Consider the following 21009-nt stretch of genomic DNA (forward strand, 5'->3'; position numbering starts at 1 on the left):
CAAATGTGGGAGGGGGCTTGCCCCCGATAGCGTCAGTCCAGGCAACGAAAACTACAAGCCTTCCAACTCCGCCATCAAATCACTCAACCGATCCACCTTCTCGGCACTGATCGCAGTCGCCGCCAGCCCATCGATGTACTCGGCCAACTGCGCCACCGTGCTGCACTCGAACATCGCCCGCAACGGCACATCCCTTTGCAAGGTTTTCTGCACGCGCGAGGCGATCTGCGTGGCCAGCAACGAGTGCCCGCCCAGTTCGAAGAAGTTGTCCTGCACCCCCACCCGGTCGACGTTGAGCACCTCGGCCCAGATCGCGGCCAACGTACCTTCCAGTGCATTGCGCGGCGCCAGGTAGGCCTGGTCGTGCAACTGGCCGATCTCCAGGGCCGGCAAGGCGTTACGGTCGAGTTTGCCGTTGGCATTGAGCGGCAGGCGCTCGAGCCAGAGCCAGTGCAGCGGCACCATGTATTCCGGCAGTTCGGCGCGCAGGCGTTGTTTGATGCGATCGAGGCGCTCGCTGGGGTTGAGACTGGCGTCGTCAGCTACCAGGTAACCGACCAGGTGTTTGCCGTTGACGCCGTCTTGCACGCCAACCGCCGCGTCGCGCACTTCCGCTTGTTCATGCAGGCGCGCTTCGATTTCACCCAGTTCGATGCGGTAGCCGCGGATTTTCACCTGATGGTCGATACGCCCGACGTACTCCAGCACGCCATCGCTGCGCCGCCGTGCGAGGTCGCCGCTGCGGTACAGACGCTCGCCCGCAGCGCCAAACGGGTTGGGCACGAACACCTGGGCGGTGCGCAGCGGGTCGCTGACGTAACCGCGACCAACGCCGGTGCCGGCCACGCACAACTCGCCCACCGCGCCCTGCGGCACCAACGCCAGCGCAGCGTCCAGCACGTACAAGCGGTTGTTGTCGGTCGGCGTACCAATCGGTAGGTAAGTGCCACGGGTCGAGGCCAGGTCGACACGGAAGAACGCCACGTCATCCGAACATTCCGCCGGACCATAAGCGTTAACCAAGCCGATCTCGGGGTAGCGCAGCAACCACTGCTGCGCGAGTTCCGGCGGCAGCGCTTCACCCGTCGGCAACATCCAGCGCAGGCCGTCCAGGCCGATGCGTTCCTCGGCCAGCATGCCCTGGATCAGCGACGGCACGCTTTCCAATACGGTGATGCCCTGGGCCTGCACATGCGCCAGCAAGCCTTGCGGATCGTGGGCGACTGCGTTCGGCACAATATCCACCCGCGCGCCGAACAGCGGCGCGGCGAGGAACTGCCACACGGAGATATCGAAACTTTGCGAGGCGGTTTGCGCAATCACGTCCACCGGGCTCAGGTCCAGGTACGGCACCTTGCTCAACTGGTTGTTGAGCATGCCGCGCTGTTCGACCATCACGCCTTTGGGCAGGCCGGTGGAGCCCGAGGTATAGATCACATACGCAAGGTTGTCCGGGCCACTGTAGATCCCGGGGTTTGCCCCACTGCCAGGCACGTCCTCCCACACCAGCAACTGGCATTCGACACCTTGCAGCAACTCGATGGCCTGCTCGCGACACGCCTCGGTACACACCAACAACGGGGTGCGGCTCAGCTCGATGATCCGCCTCAGACGCTGACTCGGCAGCCCCGGGTCGAGCGGCAGGTAACCGGCCCCGGCTTTGAAGCTACCGATGATCATGCCGAGCACATCGAGATTACGCTCCGCCAGCAATGCCACCGGCTGATCCAGGCCGACACCCGCCGCGATCAACGCATGGCCGAGGCCGTTACTGCGCCGGTTCAACTCGGCGTAAGTCCAGTGTTGGTCGAGGTAGGTGGCGGCGATGCGCTCCGGATGCTGCGCCACCTGTGTTTCGAACAGCTCGATATAGCTGCGCTCCAGTGGATAGGCGTGCGCACTCTGGTTGCAGCCGTGTACCAGCAATTCACGCTCCTGCGCGCTTATCAGCGGCAGGTCGGCCATGTCGCCATGAAAACCCTGCACCAGCGCCAGCAGCAGGCGTTTGAACTCGCCCAGCATGCCTTGCACGGTGCTTTCATCGAAATAGCGCTGGTCATAGGACAGGTGCAAACCGAGCTCATCGCCCGGATAGCACACCGCCGTCAGCGGGAAGTTCGTGTGGGTGCGACCGGAGTCCGAGGTGGCATTCAGGCTTTGCGCACGGTCGAGCACCGAGACTTCCACCGGAGCGTTTTCGAACACGAACAGGCTGTCGAACAGCGGCTGGCCCTTGGGCAGTTCGCTGAGTTCCTGGATCGTCACCAGCGGCAAGTATTCGTACTCGCGCAGTTGCATATTGCTGTCGAGCAGGCCACTCAACCATTGGCGCACGCTGCAACGCTGGCCATCCTCGGGCAGCTTCACGCGCAGCGCGATGCTGTTGATGAACAAGCCGACGGTACGTTGCATGTCCGGCATGTCCACCGGACGCCCGGCCACGGTGACGCCGAACAGCACGTCACGCTCGCCGCTCAAGCGCCGCAGCACCAGGGCCCAGGCGGCCTGGGCGAAGGTGTTGACGGTCAGTTGATGGGCCTGGGCCAGTTCGCGCAGTTGCACACCCTCGCGGGCATCGAGGCGGGTGTAGCAATCGCCCACCACCATGCCGCCGCTGCCACCGGCGTGTTCACGCAGGAACGGCCGGTCGTTGGGGATCGGCGTGGTGCGCTCGAAGCCCAGCAGGTTGTGCTGCCACCACTGGCGCGCCTGACTCAGGTTTTGGCGTTGCAGCCAGGCAATGTAGTCGCGATAACGCGGCGGCGTGGCCAGTTGCGCATCGCGGCCTGCGCCGAGGGCCGTGTAGAGGTCGAAGAAGTCATTCATCAACAACGAACGGCACCAGGCATCGATCAGGATGTGGTGGTTGCTCATCATGAACCAGTAGCGCGCTTCACCGACGCAAATCAGGCGCAGGTGGAACGGCGCCTGGTTGAGCAGATCGAAACCGGCTTCGCGTTCGGCCTTGAGCAGGGCTTGCAGACGCGGTTCCTGTTCGGCCTCTGCAACGGCGCTCCAGTCCAGGTACTCGATCGGCGTACTGCCGGGTTTGTGGATCACTTGCAGCATGTCCTCGCCGACGTTCCAGCAGAACGAGGCGCGCAAGGCTTCGTGACGGGCGATCACCGCTTGCCAGGCCTGGGCGAAACGCTCGGGGTCCAGGGCACTGTTGATGCGGTAGCGGTCCTGCATGTAGTAGAGGCCGGTGCCCGGTTCAAGCAGGGTATGCAGCAGCAGGCCTTCCTGCATCGGGGTCAGCGGGTACACGTCTTCGATGGCGCTGGCGGGCACCGGCAAGGCGTCCAACTGCGTCTGGGTCAGGCGCGCCAGGGGGAAGTCGGAGGGCGTCAGGCCGCCGGCATCGGCCTCGAGACAATGGTCGATCAGGCTGTGCAGTTCGGCCAGGTAGGCGGCGGCCAAGTCGCCAATCGTCTGGTGATCGTGACGTGCGCGGCTGAAGGTCCAGCGCAGCACCAGTTCGCCGCCGTACACCTGGCTGTCGACACTCAGTTCGCTGGGCAGCGGCGCATCCGGGTCGTGGGCGAGGCCGGCGGATTCGTCCAGCGGGTGGAACAGTGCATCGGCGCCAAAGCTCTGGTCGAACTGGCCGAGGTAGTTGAAGCTGACGTCGGCACTCGGCAGTGCGGCCAGGGTCTGCTGGCACAGGTCGTCCGCCAGGTAGCGCAGCACGCCATAGCCCAGGCCCTTGTGCGGCACGCCGCGCAATTGCTCCTTGATGGCTTTTATCGATGCGCCCTGCTCCGCCAGCGGCGTCAGGCGCACCGGATAGGCGCTGGTGAACCAGCCGACGCTACGGGTCAGGTCGATCTCATCGAACAGGGTTTCGCGGCCGTGGCCTTCCAACTGGATCAGCGCCGAAGCGTGACCGCTGCAGCGGCACAGCACGCGGGCCAGGGCGGTCAGCAGCAGGTCGTTGACCTGGGTGCGGTAAGCGCTGGGGGCCTGTTGCAGCAACTGCCGGGTGTGTTCGGCATCCAGGCGCACGCTGAGCGTCTCGGCATCGCGATGGCGCAACCCACCGTGCGGGCGCGCTACCGGCAAGGCCGGCACCGCGCCGGCCAACTGGTCCTGCCACAGCGTCAACTCTTCGCGCAGGGATTCGCTGCCGGCATAAGCCTGCAAACGGGCCGCCCAATCGCGCAAGGCACTGGTCTTGGCCGGCAGGCTGACAGAGTGGCCATCGCTCAATTGGCGATAGACGTTTTGCAGGTCCTCGAGCAACACACGCCACGACACACCATCCACCACCAAGTGATGGATCACGATCAGCAGGCGCTGCTGGCCGTGCGGGCCGTCCACCAGCAATGCGCGCAACAGTGGGCCGTGCGCCAGGTCGAGGCTGCGTTGGGTGTCGCTGAACAACGCCGAGCATTGCTGCAAATCGCGCACGTGCGCCTGCATCAGCACGCCGCCCTGCGGCACGGCCAGGTGCTCGGCGTGCCATTGCGCGTCGCGTCGGGTGAAACTCAGGCGCAGCGCGTCATGGTGTTCCAGCACCGCCAGCAGGGCTTGCTCCAGGCGATGGGGATCGAGCAGTAGCAGCGGTTTGAGCACCAAGGCCTGGTTCCAGTGCTGACGCGCCGGGATCTCGCTGTCGAAGAACCACTGCTGGATCGGCGTGAGCCCTGAACGGCCGGTCAGCACACCTTGCTCAGCAGTGACCTGCTCGGCGCGCGTGGCGACGGCAGCCAGGCTCTGGACGGTCTGGTGCTGGAACACATCGCGGGGGCTGAAGTGAATCCCGGCCTGGCGCGCACGGCTGACCACCTGGATCGACAGGATCGAATCACCGCCCAGTTCAAAGAAGTTATCGTCGAGGCCGACCTGCTGCACGTTCAACACCGCACACCAGATCGCCGCCAACGTCTGCTCCAGCGCGTTGCGCGGCGCCACGTAGTGTTGGCGATTCGCCTCGGGATCGGGCGCGGGTAAGGCGCGGCGGTCGAGCTTGCCGTTGGCGGTCAGCGGCATGCTGTCCAACACGAGCACATGGGCGGGCACCATGTATTCCGGCAGTTGCGCCTTGAGGTGGGTCTTCAAGGCATCGCGCAACGGGCCGTGCTCGGCGTCGCTGACCAGATACGCCACCAACTGTTTGCCGCTCGGCGAATCCAGCGCCAGCACCACCGCTTCACGCACGGCGGGATGTTCGAGCAGGCGCGTTTCGATCTCGCCGAGTTCGATGCGGAAACCGCGAATCTTCACCTGATGGTCGATCCGCCCCAGGTACTCCACCTGCCCGTCTGCACGTTGGCGCACCAGGTCGCCGGTACGGTACAGGCGGCCGCCATGGGCCGCGAACGGGTCCGCGACAAAACGCTCCGCCGTCATCCCCGGCTGCTGGTGATAACCCTGTGCCAGACCTGCCCCGCCGACGTACAACTCGCCGCTCGCGCCTTGCGGCACCAAGGCCAGGTCGGCGTCGAGAATGTAGGCCACGCGGGCGCCGATGAGGCTGCCGATCGGCACGCTGCCGGCGCCCTCTTCCGGGTGCTGCGGCGCGAGGCCGGCCAGCGGCATCACCACGGTTTCAGTCGGGCCGTAGGCGTTGAAAAACACCTGCGGCTGGAACGCGGCGCGGATGCGCGGCAAGTGTTCGCCGGTCAGCGCCTCGCCGCCGGTGATGCACATGCGCACCGGCAAGGTCTGCTGCTGGGTCGCCAGCCATTGCGCCAACTGGCTGCCGTAGCTCGGGGTGAAGCCGAGGATGTTGATGCGATGGGTGCGAATCAGCCCACAGATTTCCTCGGCATCCCACTGGCCCTGGGCGCGCAATACCACCTGCGCACCGCTGAGCAACGGCACCAGCAAACGTTCGGTGGCGGCGTCGAAGTTGATTGAGTAAAAGTGCAGTTCGCAGTCGTCCGGGCGCATGCCGAAGCGCTCGATCACCGCCTGGCAGTGCATGGCGATTTCGCCGTGGCACACCACCACGCCTTTCGGCTTACCGGTGGACCCGGAGGTGTAGATCAGGTACGCCGGGTGTTGCGCCAGGCTGAGCAACGGCAGCTCGCTGGCCGGGTAGTTCGCCAGCACCGGCAGGTCGTCTTCCAGGCACCAGCACGCCAGCGTCGCCGGCAGTTCACCGAGGGCGGCGAACATCGCCGCATCACTGAGCAGCAGGCCGATGCCGCTGTCTTCGATCATGTAATGCAGGCGGTCCAGCGGGTACTCCGGGTCCAACGGCACATAGGCGCCGCCGGCCTTGAGAATCGCCAGCAGGCCGATGACCATTTCCAGGGAGCGCGGCAACGCCAGGCCGACAAGCACCTGCGGGCCGACGCCACGCTCGCGCAGCATCCAGGCCAGGCGGTTGGCGCGGGCGTTCAGTTCACGGTAGCTGAGGGTCTCGCCGGCAAACGTCAGCGCCGGCGCGTCGGCACGGGCCAGCGCCTGCTGGCTGAACAGTGAGTGAAGGCACTGGTCGAGGCGCTGCTCAGCCGCGTCGGTCCCCAGGCTGCGCTGCAACGCGTGCTGCTCGTCGGCACTGAGCATCGGCAATTCGCTGAGGCGCTGCTGCGGATCGGCGATCAGCGCTTCGAGCAGGTTGCGCCAATGCTCGGCCATGCGCGCAATGCGCGGCTCGTCGAACAAATCGGTGCTGTAGGTCAGGCAGCATCCCAGGCGATGGTCGAGGTCGGTGACTTCCAGGTTGAGGTCAAACTTGGTCGCACGCGCATCGTTGGCCAGGTACTCGACGGTCATGCCGGCCAGTTGGCGGCGTTGCTGGAATTCCCAGCGCTGCACGTTGCACATCACTTGGAACAGCGGGTTGTACGCCGCGCTGCGCGGCGGTTGCAGCGCGTCCACCAGATGGTCGAACGGCAGGTCCTGATGGGACTGACCCTCGATCACGGTGTGGCGCACATGCTCGAACAACTCAGCGACGTTCATCTGCCCATTGAGCTGGCACCGCAGCACCTGAGTGTTGAGGAAGGCACCGATCAACCCTTCACTCTCCGGGCGAATCCGGTTGGCCACCGGGGCGCCGATGCGCAAGTCGGTCTGGCCGCTGTAGCGGTAGAGCACCACCGCCAGGGTAGCGGTCATGGTCATGAACAGGGTGAGACCGCGCTCGGCATTGAAAGCCCGAACACGTGCCGCCAGTTCGTCGCTCAAGTCAAAACGGTACAGCTCGCCCCGGTGGCTTTGCACCGGCGGACGCGGGCGGTCGCCGGGCAGTTCCAGCAGCGGGTGCTCATGGCCCAACTGCGCGATCCAATAATCGAGCTGGCGCTGGCGCTCGCCGGACTCCAGCCACTGGCGCTGCCACACGCTGTAGTCGAGGTACTGCACCGGCAGCGGCGCCAGCGGCGAGTCGCGCTCGTCGATAAACGCCTCGTACAGCACGCTGAGTTCACGGGCAAAGATGTCCATCGCCCAGCCTTCGGTGACGATATGGTGCAAGGTCAGCACCAGGTAATGTTCCTGCGCGCCGGCCTTGACCAGGCACGCACGCAACAGCGGCCCGGTTTCCAGGTTGAACGGCGTGTGCGCCTCGACATCGGCCAACTGCTGCAAGCGTTGCTCACGCTCGATGGGGTTCAGCGCCGAGAAATCCTGCCAGCCCATGCGCAGGCCGGTCTGCGCCGACACCTGTTGATGGGCCACGCCATCGACGCTCGGGAAGGTGGTGCGCAGGGTTTCGTGACGCAGGATCAAGGCCTGCAACGCCGCCTCGAAACGCCCCACGTCGAGCACCCCGCGCAAACGCGCCATGCCCCCGACGTTGTACGCCGGGCTGTGCGGTTCCAACTGCCAGAGGAACCACATGCGCTGCTGGGAATAGGACAGCGGCACCGGCCGGCTGCGGTCGACCTTGGTGATTGCCGTCTGTTGATTACGTTGGCCTGCGGCCTGGATCAGCCCGACTCGCTCGGCAAACGCGCCCAGCTCGCTGGCTTCGAACAGGGTGCGCAACGGCAGCTCGACGTCACACGCCTGGCGGGTGCGCGAGATGATTTGCGTGGCCAGCAATGAATGGCCGCCGAGGGCGAAGAAGTCGTCGCACAGGCCGATCCGTGGCAGGCCCAGCACTTCGCGCCAGATCGCCGCAATCTGCTGCTGCAACGGGGTTTGCGGTTCAACGTGTTCGCGGGTTTGCCACACCGGTTCCGGCAGCGCACGACGGTCCAGCTTGCCGCTCGGGCTCAGGGGCATAGCGACCAGGCACATCAGGTGCGCGGGCACCATGTACTCCGGCAACTCGGCGGCCAGGGCGGCTTTGACGGCCTGTGCGTCCAGCGCCGCAGTCGCGGTGTAGTAGCCGATCAGTTGATCATCACGTACCAGCACCGCGGCCTGGGCGATACCGTCGAGGGCCAGCAGGCGCGCTTCGATTTCTTGCGGTTCCACGCGAAAGCCGCGCAACTTGACCTGCTGATCGAGACGCCCGAGGTAGTCGAGCACGCCGTCTACGCTCCAGCGTGCACGGTCACCGCTGCGATACAGGCGCGTGCCCGGCGCGCCCAGCGGGTCGGCGACAAAGCGTTCGGCGGTGAGCCCGGCACGGCCGAGATAACCGCGTGCCAGGCCGATGCCGCCGATGCACAGTTCGCCCGGCACACCGGCCGGCAACGGGTTGAGCTGCTCGTCGAGCACGCGGCAGATCACATTGCCCAGCGGCCGGCCAATCGGCGAGCGCTCGCCATCCTCGGCCTGGCAATGCCAGTGGGTGACGTTGATCGCGGTTTCGGTCGGACCATAACGGTTGTGCAATTGCACCACCGGCAACCGCGCAAGCACGCGATTGCGCAACTCTGCAGACAAGGCTTCGCCGCCGCAGAACAGACGGCGCAGGCTGGTGCATTCGGCCGCCAACGGCTCGTCGATAAACAACTGCAACAGCGGCGGCACAAAGTGCAGCGTGGTCACGCCATGTGCCTGCACCAATTGGGCAATGCGCTGCGGATCGCGCTGCTCGCCCGGCCCCGCCAGCACCAGGCGGCAGCCGGTGATCAGCGGCCAGAAGCATTCCCACACCGACACGTCAAAACTGATCGGCGCTTTTTGCAGCAGCACGTCGGTTTCATTCAGCGCGTAGGTAGCCTGCATCCACTGCAAGCGCTCGGCCAGGGCCGCATGGGTGTTAGCCACGCCCTTGGGTTGGCCGGTGGAGCCGGAGGTGTAGATCACATAGGCAAGGTGGTCGCCTTCCAGATACAGCCCCGGCGGCTGGGTCGGCCAACTGTCGAGGTGCAGGCTGTCCATGGCGATGACGCAGACACCTTCGGCCGTGGGTAATTGCTCCAGCAACGCGGTCTGGGTCAGCAGCAGGTGTACGCCGCTGTCCTTGAGCATGTAGGCCAGGCGCTCGGCAGGGTAATCCGGGTCCAGCGGCACGTAGGCGCCACCGGCCTTGATGATCGCCAGCAGGCCGATCAGCAACTGCGGCGAACGCTCGGCGGCGATGGCCACGCACACGTCAGGGCCGACGCCTTTGTCGCGCAGGTAATGGGCCAGGCGGTTGGCCTGCGTGTGCAGTTGGGCGAAGCTCAGGCTGCCGCCCTGCCAGACCAGCGCAGTGCTGTCCGAAGTTTGCCTGTTGAGCCGTTCGGGTAACCATTGCTGGGCCGCCGCGCAAGGCGCTTCGCTCCAGGGCCGCTGCTCGTCGTGGTGCATCAGCTTGAGGTCGCCGAGGGCGAGCTGCGGTTGCTCGCACACGGCGTGCAGCAGGTGGATGAAGTGCTCGGCCAGACGTTGGATAGTGGTGGTTTCGAACAATTCATCGGCGTAGTCGAACGACAGACTCAGGCGCCCGTTGCGGTCTTCTTCGCTGTGCAGTTGCAGGTCGAACTTGGCTTCGCGGCTGTGCCAAGGCAGCTCCTCGGCGAGCAGGCCCGGCAGGCGATGCAAGGCGCTGAGGTCGCGTTGCTGATGGTTGAACATCACTTGGAACAGGCCCTGTTCGCGGGCGCGGGGGAATGCTTCGAGCAGTTGTTCGAAGGGCAAATCTTGATGGGCCTGGGCGCCCAATGCTGCCTGGCGAGTAGCCGCCAACAACTGATTGAACGGCAAACGCCCATCCAGTTCGGCGCGCAGCACCACGGTGTTGATAAAGAAACCGATCAGGCCCTGGGTTTCCTGGCGCGGGCGGTTGGCGTTGGGCACGCCGATGCGGATGTCGCGCTGGCCGCTGTAGCGATAGAGCAAGGTCTGGAACGCCGCGAGCAACAGCATGAACGGCGTCGATTCATTGGCCTGGGCGGTCTGGCGAATCGCCGCGCCGAGGCTGGCGCCCAGGCGCACGCTGTGGCGCGAAGCAGTGTGGCGTTGCTGCGCCGCACGCGGGTGATCGGTGGCCAGGCTCAACGCCGGGTGTTCATCCCCCAACTGAGCCTTCCAGTACGCCAGTTGCCGCTGGCCTTCGCCCTCGGCCAACCACTGGCGCTGCCAGTTGCCGTAGTCGGCGTATTGCACCGCCAGTGGCGGCAGTTGCAGCAGGGGCTGGCCCTGAGATGCCGCAGCGTACAGGCGCGAGAACTCATCGATGAGGATGTTCAGCGACCAACCGTCGGCGATGATGTGATGCAGCGTCACCAACAACTGATGATCTTCGTCGTCCAGACGCACCAGGCTCACCCACAGCAGCGGGCCGTTTTCCAGGTCGAACGCGCTGCGCGCCTGGTCCTCGCGGATCTGTTGCGCACGGGCTTCGCGTTCGGCGGCGGGCAGGTCGCTGAGGTCGATGACACGCAGGTTGAATTCGCTGCTGGCCAGCACCCGCTGGAAGGCTTGCCCATCCCGTTCGTAGAAGCGCGTGCGCAGGGCTTCGTGGCGCTGGATCAGCTGCTCGAAGCTGGCGCGCACCGCGTCTTCATCCAGCTCACCGCGCAAGCGCAGAGCACCGGGGATGGTGTACGCGCTGCTCCGTGGGTCGAGTTGCCAGGTGATCCACAGACGGTTTTGCGCGAGGGATTGCGGCAACTCGGCCTGGCGCGACAAGCGCTGGATCGCACCTTGGGCGACGCCACCCGCCTGTTGCAACTGTGCCACGTTGGCGGCGAAGTTCGCCAAGGTCGGCGCTTCGAACAACAGGCGCAGGTTCAGTTCCAGGCCCAGGCTTTCGCGCAGGCGCGCAACCACCTGGGTCGCGGTAATGGAGTTGCCGCCGAGCAGGAAGAAGTGGTCGTCCGCCGCCACCACCGGCACCTGCAACTGCTCGCACCAGATCGCCGCGATCTGGGTTTGCAAGGCAGACTCCAGCGCGACATCACTCGCCGGCGCTTGCAGACCGGGGAACTGCGCATAGCTGTCGAGGCTGCCCTCGGCGTGACGCAACGCGCACGCCGAGCGCTGCAGCTTGCCGCTGGAGGTCTTCGGCAGTGCGCCGGGGTTGAGCAACACCACCACGCACGGCGCCTGTTGATAGGCGTCGGCCACGGCTTGGCGGAGCGCTTTGATCAGCACGTCTGGCGCGAGGATTTTCTGCACGCTGCGGCTGATCTCAGCGGCGATACCGATGCCTTCCAGGCCCTGGTCATTCACCGCAAACGCCGCGACCCTGCCTTTGCGCACCCCCTCCACGTCGCGCTCGAGGGTCTGCTCGATGTCCTGCGGGTAGAGGTTGTGGCCGCGCACGATCAGCAGGTCTTTCAAGCGCCCGGTGATGTACACCTCGCCCTCGCAGATAAAACCCAGGTCGCCGCTGCGCAGCCAGGTGCGGCCGGCGTGCTGGACGAAGGTCTTGGCGCTGGCTTCGGGGTTGCGCCAGTAGCCGTGGGCGATGCTCGGGCCGCTGGCCCAGAGTTCGCCGACGTGGTTGTCAGGCAGTTCGGACAACGTGTGTGGGTCGGCAATCAGCACCGCATGGTCCGGCTGAGACGTGCCGCAACTCATGATCGCCGCGCCCTGCCCCGGCTCGGCGCGGTTGGCGGCCAGTGCCTGCGCATCCAGGCGCAGGGCCGGGATGCCGTGGCCACGTCTGCCGCCGGCGACAAACAGGGTCGCTTCGGCCAGGCCGTAGGAGGCGAAGAAACTGTTCGGGGTGAAACCGCACGGGGCGAACTGCTCGGCGAAGCGTTCCAGGGTGTCGAGGCGGATTGGCTCGGAGCCGGAATAGGCCACGCGCCAGCGCCTCAAATCCAGGCGTGCCAAGGCCGCCTCGCTGACCCGTTCGCTGCACAAACGGTAGGCGAAATCCGGGCCGCCGCTGATGGTGCCGCCGTATTCGCTGATCGCTTCCAGCCAGCGCAGCGGCCGGCCGAGGAAGTACGCCGGCGCCATCAACACGCAGGGCACGCCGCTGAAGATCGGTTGCAGCAGGCCGCCGATCAGGCCCATGTCGTGGTACAGCGGCAGCCAACTGACGATCACGTCATCCGGGTTCAGGTCGATGCCGAAACCGCGCCGGATCAGCACTTCGTTGGCGACCAGATTGCCGTGGCTGACCTGCACGCCCTTGGGCAAGGCGGTGGAGCCCGAGGTGTATTGCAGGAAAGCGATGTCGTCGGGCTGCACATCTGCGGCAACCCAGCGCTCGGCAAGCGCGCTGTCGAGGGTATCGACCGTCAACACCGGCGGCGCATTTTCGATCTGCGCCAAGCCATCGCCGAGGCTGGCGATGGTCAGTAACAGGCGCGGTTCGGCGTCGGCAATGATCGACAGCAAGCGCGCCTGGTGATGACGCCGACTGGACTCCGGCGGGTAGGCCGGCACCGCGATCACCCCGGCGTACAGGCAACCGAAGAACGCCGCCACATAGTCCGCCCCGCTGGGGAACAACAGCACCGCACGGTCGCCCAGGTCGGCGTTGGCCTGCAGGGCGGCGGCGACGGTACGGGCGCGCAGGTCGAGGTCGCGGTAGCTGAGTACCTCGCTGTGTTCGGCGGACTCGGCCAGGAAACGCAGAGCGATCTGGTCCGGGGTCTGCGCGGCGCGACGTTGAAGGGACTGGGCCAGGGTGCGGGGAAGTTCGAAGGCATCGATCATGGGGGTTCCTGCCTGAAATCGGCTTGCGGGAAATTCGGCTTACGGGAAATCGGGGAGCGTTCAGCCAGCGGCCAGTTGCCGCGCCGCGCCATTGCGCCAGCGCGCCAGGTGTTCCTCGGCGTAGCGCCGCATGCAGCGCAGCACCGCGCTTTCGTGCTGCACGAGGAAGAAGTGGTGGCCGTCGAACAGGTCCAGGGAAAAGCCGCTGGCGGCGTCTGCCTGCCAGTCGAGTAACTGGTCGGCGCGCACGCTGTCCTGTTTGCCGCCGAACACATGGATCGGCATGCCCAGCGGCTCGCGTCGGCCGTAGGTGAAGCTGCCGCACAGGAGGAAATCGGCGCGCAGGATCGGCAGCATCAGTTGCATCAATTCGCGGTTGGCCAGGGCCTCTTCGGCGGTGCCTTGCAGTTCGCGCAGGCGGGCGATCAGTTGCTCATCGGTCTTTTCGAGGGCGTATTCGCTGACATCGCGCCGCGCCGGGCCGGCAGTGCCGGAGGCAAACAGTGCCAGCGGCGCGGGCACGTTGCGCGCTTTCAGCGCATGCGCCAGCTCGAACGCCAGGAGGCCGCCAAGGCTGTGGCCGAACAGCGCGTAAGGGCCGTCCAGGTCACGGCTGATTTCATCCGCCAACTGCGCAGCCAAGGCGCCGATGTCACGCTGCAAGGGCTCATCCATGCGCATGCCGCGCCCCGGCAACTCCAGTGGGCACACCTGCAACCAGTCCGGCAGAACGCGGCGCCAACGCACGTACACCATGGCGCTGGCCCCCGAATAAGGCAGGCAGAACAGGCGCAGTCGAGTGGGCGCGCTCATCGCTCGGCAACCCCAACCTGAAACGCGCTGTACGCACGATAGAAACCCATCTCGCCCTCCTGCAGGTGCTGATCCTTGGCCGTTTTACTAACGGACCTGTCACCCAGAAGAACGCACGGCACTGGCAAATAATTAGTCGCAGAGGACGAGCGAGACGTCGGTCACACCTTTCGCGTCAATATATGATTAGTTCGTCTTCTCATTTGACAATCATTATCATTCATCATAATTTGTTGCCCGATGTGTAGGAGGCCTCAGCAAGGACGCCCTCCCCCAACCTCTTTGCGACAAGGTGATTTCCATGACGGAACAAGTATCCACAGGCAGGTGCGACTCACCGCTTCTCCAGGCATTCGTCGATAATCGGCTGATTCTGGTGAAGATCGCGGCACGCATTACCGGATGCCGCTCCCGGGCCGAAGACGTCGTGCAGGACGCCTACTTCCGGCTGCAAGCGGCGCCGACGATCACCTCATCGTTCAAGGCCCAATTGAGTTATCTGTTTCAGATCGTGCGCAACCTGGCGATCGATCACTATCGCAAGCAGGCTCTGGAGCTCAGATATTCGGGGACCGAAGAGGAAGGCTTGAATGTGGTTATTCACGGCGCTTCACCGGAAGCCTCGCACATCAATTTCAACACCCTGGATAACATCGCCGACGCCCTGACGGAGCTGCCCCAGCGCACCCGCTATGCGTTCGAGATGTACCGCCTGCACGGCGTGCCGCAAAAGGACATCGCCAAGGAACTCGGCGTTTCACCGACCCTGGTCAACTTCATGATTCGCGATGCGCTGGTGCATTGCCGCAAGGTGTCGGGCAGTCACAGCGATACGTTTGCGCGGCGGATCTGAAGCGCGCCCTCGCCCATGTTGATCGCCTGCAACCTCAGGGCACGGCCGTCACATCGATGCGGTAGGGCTCGAATATTTTCAGCAGCTCGCCGTCGTCGCGCAAACGTTTGATCAGTTCGGCAAACGCAGGCCCGCTGATCGGTGCATTGGGCCGTAGCAAGGCGTAATGGTGGTACACCTGGTCGACGCGCTGCGAGATCAGGAACTGTGCAGCCATATCGGCGTTGCGCGCCAGAAAATCACTCAGGTACGAGCGGGTCACCAGGGCGATATCGGCGCGGCCGCGAGCGACCATCAACAGGTTGCTGTCATGGGAGTAGGTCAACGTCGCGTTGAAGTGCTCGGCCATGAACTTGGGGTCGGGATTGAAGTTGGCGAAGGCGTAGTGATAACCGCTGAATACCGCCAGGCGCTTGCCGCCAAGGCTGGCGAAATAGTTCTGGTCGCGACCGGGCTCACGCTGGGCGACGAAGATTTCGGCATCTTCCAGGCCCATGTCGACCGTGGTGTGGGGAATTTTCTGCCAGCCCCAGTCAGGGTTTTCGAAAATCGCCACGTCGACCCGGCCCTGCTCAAAATCGCGAAAGCGCCGCGGGATCGAGGTCGGCACCAGCACGAACTGATAGTCGGTTTGCGAGGCGTTCAGGGCTACGACCAACTGCGGCAGCAATCCGGTGTCGGCGCCTTGCTCGGGGCGCACGGTGTAGGGCGGAAAATGCGCAGCGCCGATCCTCACCAATTGCGCAGCCGAAGCCGGCATCCACGCCGCCGTGCCCAGTGCCCATAAAGTAAGTCCTACAGCCAATCGCAATGGCGAAAACATTAAGGCACACACCGTTTAACATGCTGATGGCAGTAAGCTAGGCGTTTTTGTCTGGCGAGACAACTTTCCACCGCCGAATTAACAGCTTGCACCTCAATCAGCCTTCAAAACCATCAACAACGCCTCTTCGGCTAACTGTTCGAGAGTCAGACTGCCCTCGGCGCGGAACCAGGTGGTGGTCCAGGACAAGGCGCCGGTGAGGAAGCGCCGGGTGATAAACACGTCCCCCTTGATGTAGCCGGCGACCTTGGCCTCGCCCAGCACCTGCAGCCAGATCGTCTCATACACATCACGCAAGGCGAGCACCTGGGCCTGGCCTTCGGCCGACAGCGAACGCCACTCGTACACCAGCACCGCCATGGCTTCGCCGCTGCCGCCCATGATCGACTGCAATTCGCAGCGAATCAGCGCCAGCACCCGTTCGCGCACGGTGTTCGCTTCTTCCAGCGAAGCGCGCATCAGCGCGGTGTTGTAGTGGATGGTTTCTTCCATGACCGCACGCAGGATCTCGTCCTTGCTCTTGAAGTGATGAAAGATGCTGCCGGACTGGATACCTACGGCGCCGGCCAAGTCGCGCACGGTGGTGCGTTCGAAGCCCTTGTTGCGAAACAGGTGAGCCGCGGTTTGCAGCAACTTGCCCCGGGCACTCTCGGGGTCGGTCAATTGGCCGCCGTCGACCATGGTGCGCATCACCCGCAGGGCTTTTTGCTCATCCATGCTGCTCTCCTCTACTTCTACTGACGTCTTGGGCGGCAATTTAGGCCGTGCCTGCCAGCCAAGCAAGCGCTTGGCCGAAAACTGTGTCCGGAGTTTACAAACCAAGCGCTTGCTTGGTAGTCTCGTCAGCAGCCATTCGAGGAAGGATTTCTCATGAGCAAGACGGTTCGTATCGGCTGCGCCAGCGCCTTCTGGGGCGACACCTGCACCGCCGCCGCCCAGTTGGTACACGGCGGCAAGCTGGATTACCTGGTATTCGACTATCTGGCGGAAGTCACGATGTCGATCCTCGCTGGCGCGCGGATGAAAGATCCTCAGGCCGGCTACGCCACAGACTTTGTCGATGTGCTGACACCGCTGCTGGCCGAGATCCAACGCCAAGGCATCCGCGTGATCAGCAACGCGGGGGGCATCCACCCCCAGGCCTGCGCCGCTGCCCTGCAAGCGGCCTGCGATGCTGCGCAACTGCCGCTGAAAATCGCCGTGCTGCTGGGCGATGACCTGCAACCCCAACTCAAACACCTGCGCGGCAGCGTCGACATGTTCAACGGCGCGCCGCTGCCGCCGCTGTGCGTATCCGCCAATGCCTACCTCGGCGCGCCGGGCATTGTCCGCGCCCTTGAGCTGGGCGCAGATATCGTCATCACCGGGCGGGTGGTCGACAGCGCGGTGGTCAGCGCCGCGTTGGTGCATGAATTCAACTGGTCGTGGCAGGACTACGACCGGCTCGCCCAGGCGGCCCTGGCCGGGCATATCATCGAATGCGGCGCGCAGTGTACCGGCGGCAACTTCACCGATTGGCGCGACGTGCCGGACTACGAGCACATCGGGTTTCCCATCGTCGACGTCAGCGCCGACGGCCAGTTCAGCGTGAATAAAGTCGCGGGCAGCGGCGGGTTGATCAGCGAGCTGAGCGTGGCCGAACAACTGCTCTACGAAATCGGCGACCCGCGTGCCTACTTGCTGCCCGATGTGATCTGCGATTTCAGCCAGGTCAAATTGCAGCAGCAAGGCAAACACAGTGTGCGTCTGCACGGTGCCAAGGGTTTGCCGCCGACCGACCACTACAAGGTCAGTGCCACCTACCCGGATGGCTTTCGCTGCACTGCCAGTTGCCTGATTGCCGGGATCGATGCGGTGGCCAAGGCCGAGCGGGTCAGCCAGGCGATTATCAACAAGACCTCGGAACTGTTCAGCCTACACGGCTGGGCGCCCTATACCGAAGTGAATATCGAACAGCTCGGCAGCGAAGCCACCTACGGTGCCCATGCCCAACGCCAGGACTGCCGCGAGGTGGTGGTGAAGCTGGCGGTGCGCCACCCGAGCAAGCAGGCGCTGCTGCTGTTCGCCCGCGAAATCGCCCAAGCTGCGACCGGCATGGCGCCGGGGCTGACCGGTATCGTCGGCGGGCGGCCGACGGTGTACCCGCTAATTCGGCTGTTTTCGTTTCTGATCGATAAATCGTCTTGTGAGCTGGCGATTGATTTCCAGGGTGAGCGTCACCCTTGCGCCCTCCCGGCCACCCAGCCACTGGGCACGCTGGCGGCGGCCATCGACCCGCCCAAACCCCAAGGCCGCGCCGACGCCAGCGTGCCGCTGGCGAAACTCGCGGTGGCCCGCTCCGGCGACAAGGGCAACCACAGCAATATCGGGGTGATTGCCCGCGACCCGGCATACCTGCCGTGGATCGCCGAAGCCCTGACCCCTGAAGTGGTCGTCGACTGGATGCGCCACGTGCTCGATCCGATCCACGGTCGCGTCGAGCGCTGGTACCTGCCCGGTAGCCACAGCCTCAACTTGCTGCTGGAAAACGCCCTGGGCGGTGGCGGCATCGCCAGCCTGCGCATCGACCCGCAAGGCAAGGCCTTCGCTCAGCAGTTGCTGGAGATCCCTATCGCCGTGCCGCAACACATCGCCGATCAACTCACCTAAAGGAGCGTTGCCGTGGCCTTCGACTCGATCTTCAAAGCCGACCTGTTCCAGGGGCAAACCGTGATCGTCACCGGCGGCGGTAGCGGGATTGGCCGCTGCACCGCGCATGAACTGGCGGCCCTCGGCGCCCACGTGATCCTGGTGGGGCGCACGCCACAAAAGCTGCAGAAGGTCGCGCAAGAAATCACCGAAGATGGCGGCAGCGCCCATTGGCAGGCCTGCGATATCCGCGATGAGGAAGCGGTGAAGGCGCTGGTCGCGCAGATTATCCACGACCATGGCCCGGTCCACGGCCTGGTCAACAACGCTGGCGGCCAATACCCGTCGCCACTGGCCTCGATCAACCAGAAAGGCTTCGAAACCGTGTTGCGCACCAACCTGGTCGGCGGCTTCCTGATGGCGCGGGAAGTATTCAACCAGTCGATGAGCAAGCACGGCGGCGCCATCGTCAACATGCTCGCCGACATGTGGGGCGGCATGCCCGGCATGGGCCACTCGGGCGCGGCACGGTCGGGCATGGACAACTTCACCAAGACCGCTGCCTTCGAATGGGGGTACGCCGGGGTGCGGGTCAACGCGGTGGCGCCGGGCTGGATCGCGTCCAGCGGCATGGACACCTATGAGGGCGCGTTCAAGGCGGTGATCCCGACCCTGCGCGAGCACGTGCCGCTCAAGCGCATCGGCACCGAATCGGAAGTCAGTGCGGCCATCGTGTTTCTGCTCAGCCCCGCCGCCGCCTTCGTCAGCGGCAGCACCCTGCGCATCGACGGTGCCGCCAGCCTGGGCAATCGCGCCTGGCCGCTGCCCAAGGCGCACACGCCGAGCGCAGCGTTCAACGGTTTCCACCGCGCCTACCTGCCGGATGTCCTCAAGGGAGAGCCATAAACCATGCCGCTGATCGAAACGCTGATCGACGCTCACAGCCCGGACTTCGCCCGCAACCGCGACGCGATGCTGGCGAGCCTGCAGCACCTGCGCCTGTTGGAACAGAACCTGTTGAGCAAGGCGCAGCAAGCCAAGCCCAAGTTCGACAAACGCGGGCAATTGCTGCCGCGCGAGCGCCTCAACCTGCTGCTGGACCCTGGCGCGCCGTTCCTGGAACTGGCCAGCCTGGCCGGCTACAAACTGCATGACGACAAGGACGGCAGCGCCGCCGGCGGCGGGTTGATCGCCGGCATCGGTTACGTCAGCGGCGTGCGCGTGCTGGTGGTGGCGAATAACAGCGCGATCAAGGGCGGCACGATCTCCCCCACGGGCCTGAAGAAATCCTTGCGCCTGCAACAGATCGCCATGGAAAACCACCTGCCGGTGGTGACCCTCGCCGAAAGCGGCGGCGCCAACCTCAACTACGCGGCGGAGATTTTCGTCGAAGGCGCGCGCAGCTTTGCCAACCAGGCGCGCATGTCGGCCATGGGCTTGCCGCAGATCACCGTGGTCCACGGTTCGGCCACGGCGGGCGGCGCGTATCAGCCGGGGCTGTCGGATTACGTGGTGGTGGTGCGCGGCAAAGCCAAGCTGTTCCTGGCCGGCCCGCCGCTGCTCAAGGCCGCGACCGGCGAAGTCGCCACCGATGAAGCACTGGGCGGCGCCGAGATGCACGCGCAAACCGCCGGCACCGCCGAATACCTGGCGGAAAACGATGCCGACGGAGTGCGCATCGTGCGCGAGATCGTCAGCCTGCTGCCGTGGAACGAGCGCCTGCCGCTCATCCCGAAACGCACGTATGCCGAGCCGCTGTACCCCATCGACGAACTGCTCGGGCTGATCCCCGACGACCCGAAAAAGCCCTACGACGTCCGCGAAATCCTCGCGCGCCTGGCCGACGGTTCGAACTTCCTCGAGTTCAAGGGCGAGTTCGACGCGCATACCGTCTGCGGCCACCTGCACATCCAGGGCCGGGCGCTCGGCGTGATCGGCAATAACGGCCCAATCACGCCCAAGGGCGCCAGCAAGGCCGCGCAATTCATCCAACTGTGCGACCAGAGCCGCACGCCGTTGCTGTTCCTGCACAACACCACCGGCTTTATGGTCGGCACCGAGGCGGAACAGCAAGGCGTGATCAAGCACGGCGCGAAGATGATCCAGGCGGTGGCCAATGCCCGCGTGCCTAAACTCACCGTGGTGGTCGGCGGCTCCTACGGCGCCGGCAACTACGCCATGTGCGGCCGCGGCCTCGACCCGCGCTTCATCTTCGCCTGGCCCAACAGCCGCACCGCCGTGATGGGCGGCGCCCAGGCCGGCAAGGTGCTGCGCATCGTCACCGAAGCCAAACAACTGAAAGACGGCCTGGTGCCCGACCCCAAGATGCTGGACATGCTGGAACAAGTCACCGCACAGAAACTCGACAGCCAATCCACCGCGCTGTACGGCAGCGCGAACCTATGGGATGACGGCCTCATCGACCCACGGGATACCCGCACGTTGTTGGGGTTCCTGCTGGATATTTGCCATGAAGCCGACATGCGAGCGTTGCAGCCGAACAGCTTTGGCGTAGCGCGGTTCTAAAGTAAACAAGACAACGAAACGCTGCTGTTGCTCTGCTTTTGCTCTGATTTTGATTTTGATCTTAGGCGCCCCGTAAAACCACGCTGGCCGAACGCAGGCTTGAATCCGTGGGCAACCCGGCAGGACGCCGGGTTAGCCGTCCTGGGCCAGGGATGGCCCATGACGGCGGCCCACGGATTCAAGCCTGCGTTCGGGCACACCGAGCCTAGGCGAGGTGCCGAGTGGTGGGGCAAGAGCCCTTTTGGTTACTTTTGGGGCTCTTTTCCAAAAGTGACCCGCTGTAAGAGCGGAACCCATAGCAGCCGTTACCGCAGCAATGGATATGTACTCAACTCAACCCAAAAAAATGGTCGGCCCAGAGGCCGCCATCGGGGGCAAGCCCCCTCCCACATTTGGAGCGAGGTGGACCCATTGG

The 21009-nt window shown here is 64.7% G+C and carries 8 protein-coding genes; 4 read left to right on the forward strand and 4 right to left on the reverse strand.

The genetic code is table 11. The features are described 5' to 3' along the window. Positions 1 to 51: 51 nt before the first annotated feature. Both P3S72_RS21725 and P3S72_RS21730 read right to left on the reverse strand, forming a co-directional pair. Positions 52 to 12951 (reverse strand): non-ribosomal peptide synthetase, encoded by a 12900-nt coding sequence (locus tag P3S72_RS21725; protein WP_276194175.1) that lies wholly within the window; start codon positions 12949 to 12951, stop codon positions 52 to 54. Positions 12952 to 13011: 60 nt separating this feature from the next. Then, on the reverse strand, positions 13012 to 13764 hold the full coding sequence (locus tag P3S72_RS21730) for an alpha/beta fold hydrolase (protein WP_276194176.1): 753 nt from the start codon (positions 13762 to 13764) through the stop codon (positions 13012 to 13014). A 301-nt stretch (positions 13765 to 14065) separates the two neighbouring features. On the opposite strand from P3S72_RS21730, the gene P3S72_RS21735 reads away from it, so the two are divergent. After that, positions 14066 to 14617 carry an RNA polymerase factor sigma-70 gene (locus P3S72_RS21735; protein WP_276194177.1) on the forward strand — a complete coding sequence of 184 codons (552 nt, stop codon included), beginning with the start codon at positions 14066 to 14068 and terminating at the stop codon, positions 14615 to 14617. A 34-nt stretch (positions 14618 to 14651) separates the two neighbouring features. Here the strand turns inward: P3S72_RS21735 and P3S72_RS21740 are convergent, their stop codons facing one another. Then, entirely contained in the window at positions 14652 to 15440 is a 789-nt protein-coding gene (locus P3S72_RS21740) for a transporter substrate-binding domain-containing protein (protein WP_276194178.1), read from the reverse strand. A gap of 93 nt (positions 15441 to 15533) precedes the next feature. Beyond that, positions 15534 to 16157: a TetR/AcrR family transcriptional regulator gene (locus tag P3S72_RS21745; protein ID WP_276194179.1), complete on the reverse strand. Its 624-nt coding sequence runs from the start codon at positions 16155 to 16157 to the stop codon at positions 15534 to 15536. A gap of 153 nt (positions 16158 to 16310) precedes the next feature. Here P3S72_RS21745 and P3S72_RS21750 point away from each other — a divergent pair, with 153 nt between their 5' ends. From P3S72_RS21750 to atuC, 3 genes are read left to right on the forward strand one after another with little or no spacing between them, the layout of a single operon-like run. Then, the gene (locus P3S72_RS21750; RefSeq protein WP_276194180.1) at positions 16311 to 18089 is read left to right on the forward strand and encodes an acyclic terpene utilization AtuA family protein; all 1779 of its coding nucleotides are present in this window, start codon (positions 16311 to 16313) and stop codon (positions 18087 to 18089) included. A 12-nt stretch (positions 18090 to 18101) separates the two neighbouring features. Continuing rightward, positions 18102 to 18974 carry an SDR family oxidoreductase gene (locus P3S72_RS21755; RefSeq protein ID WP_276194181.1) on the forward strand — a complete coding sequence of 291 codons (873 nt, stop codon included), beginning with the start codon at positions 18102 to 18104 and terminating at the stop codon, positions 18972 to 18974. Between the two features lie 3 nt (positions 18975 to 18977). Further along, positions 18978 to 20594 (forward strand): geranyl-CoA carboxylase subunit beta, encoded by a 1617-nt coding sequence (gene atuC / locus P3S72_RS21760; protein WP_276194182.1) that lies wholly within the window; start codon positions 18978 to 18980, stop codon positions 20592 to 20594. Positions 20595 to 21009: the final 415 nt, after the last annotated feature.

The organism is Pseudomonas sp. D3 (genome assembly GCF_029320995.1).
In the GTDB taxonomy this organism is placed as follows: Bacteria; Pseudomonadota; Gammaproteobacteria; order Pseudomonadales; family Pseudomonadaceae; genus Aquipseudomonas; species Aquipseudomonas paraveronii.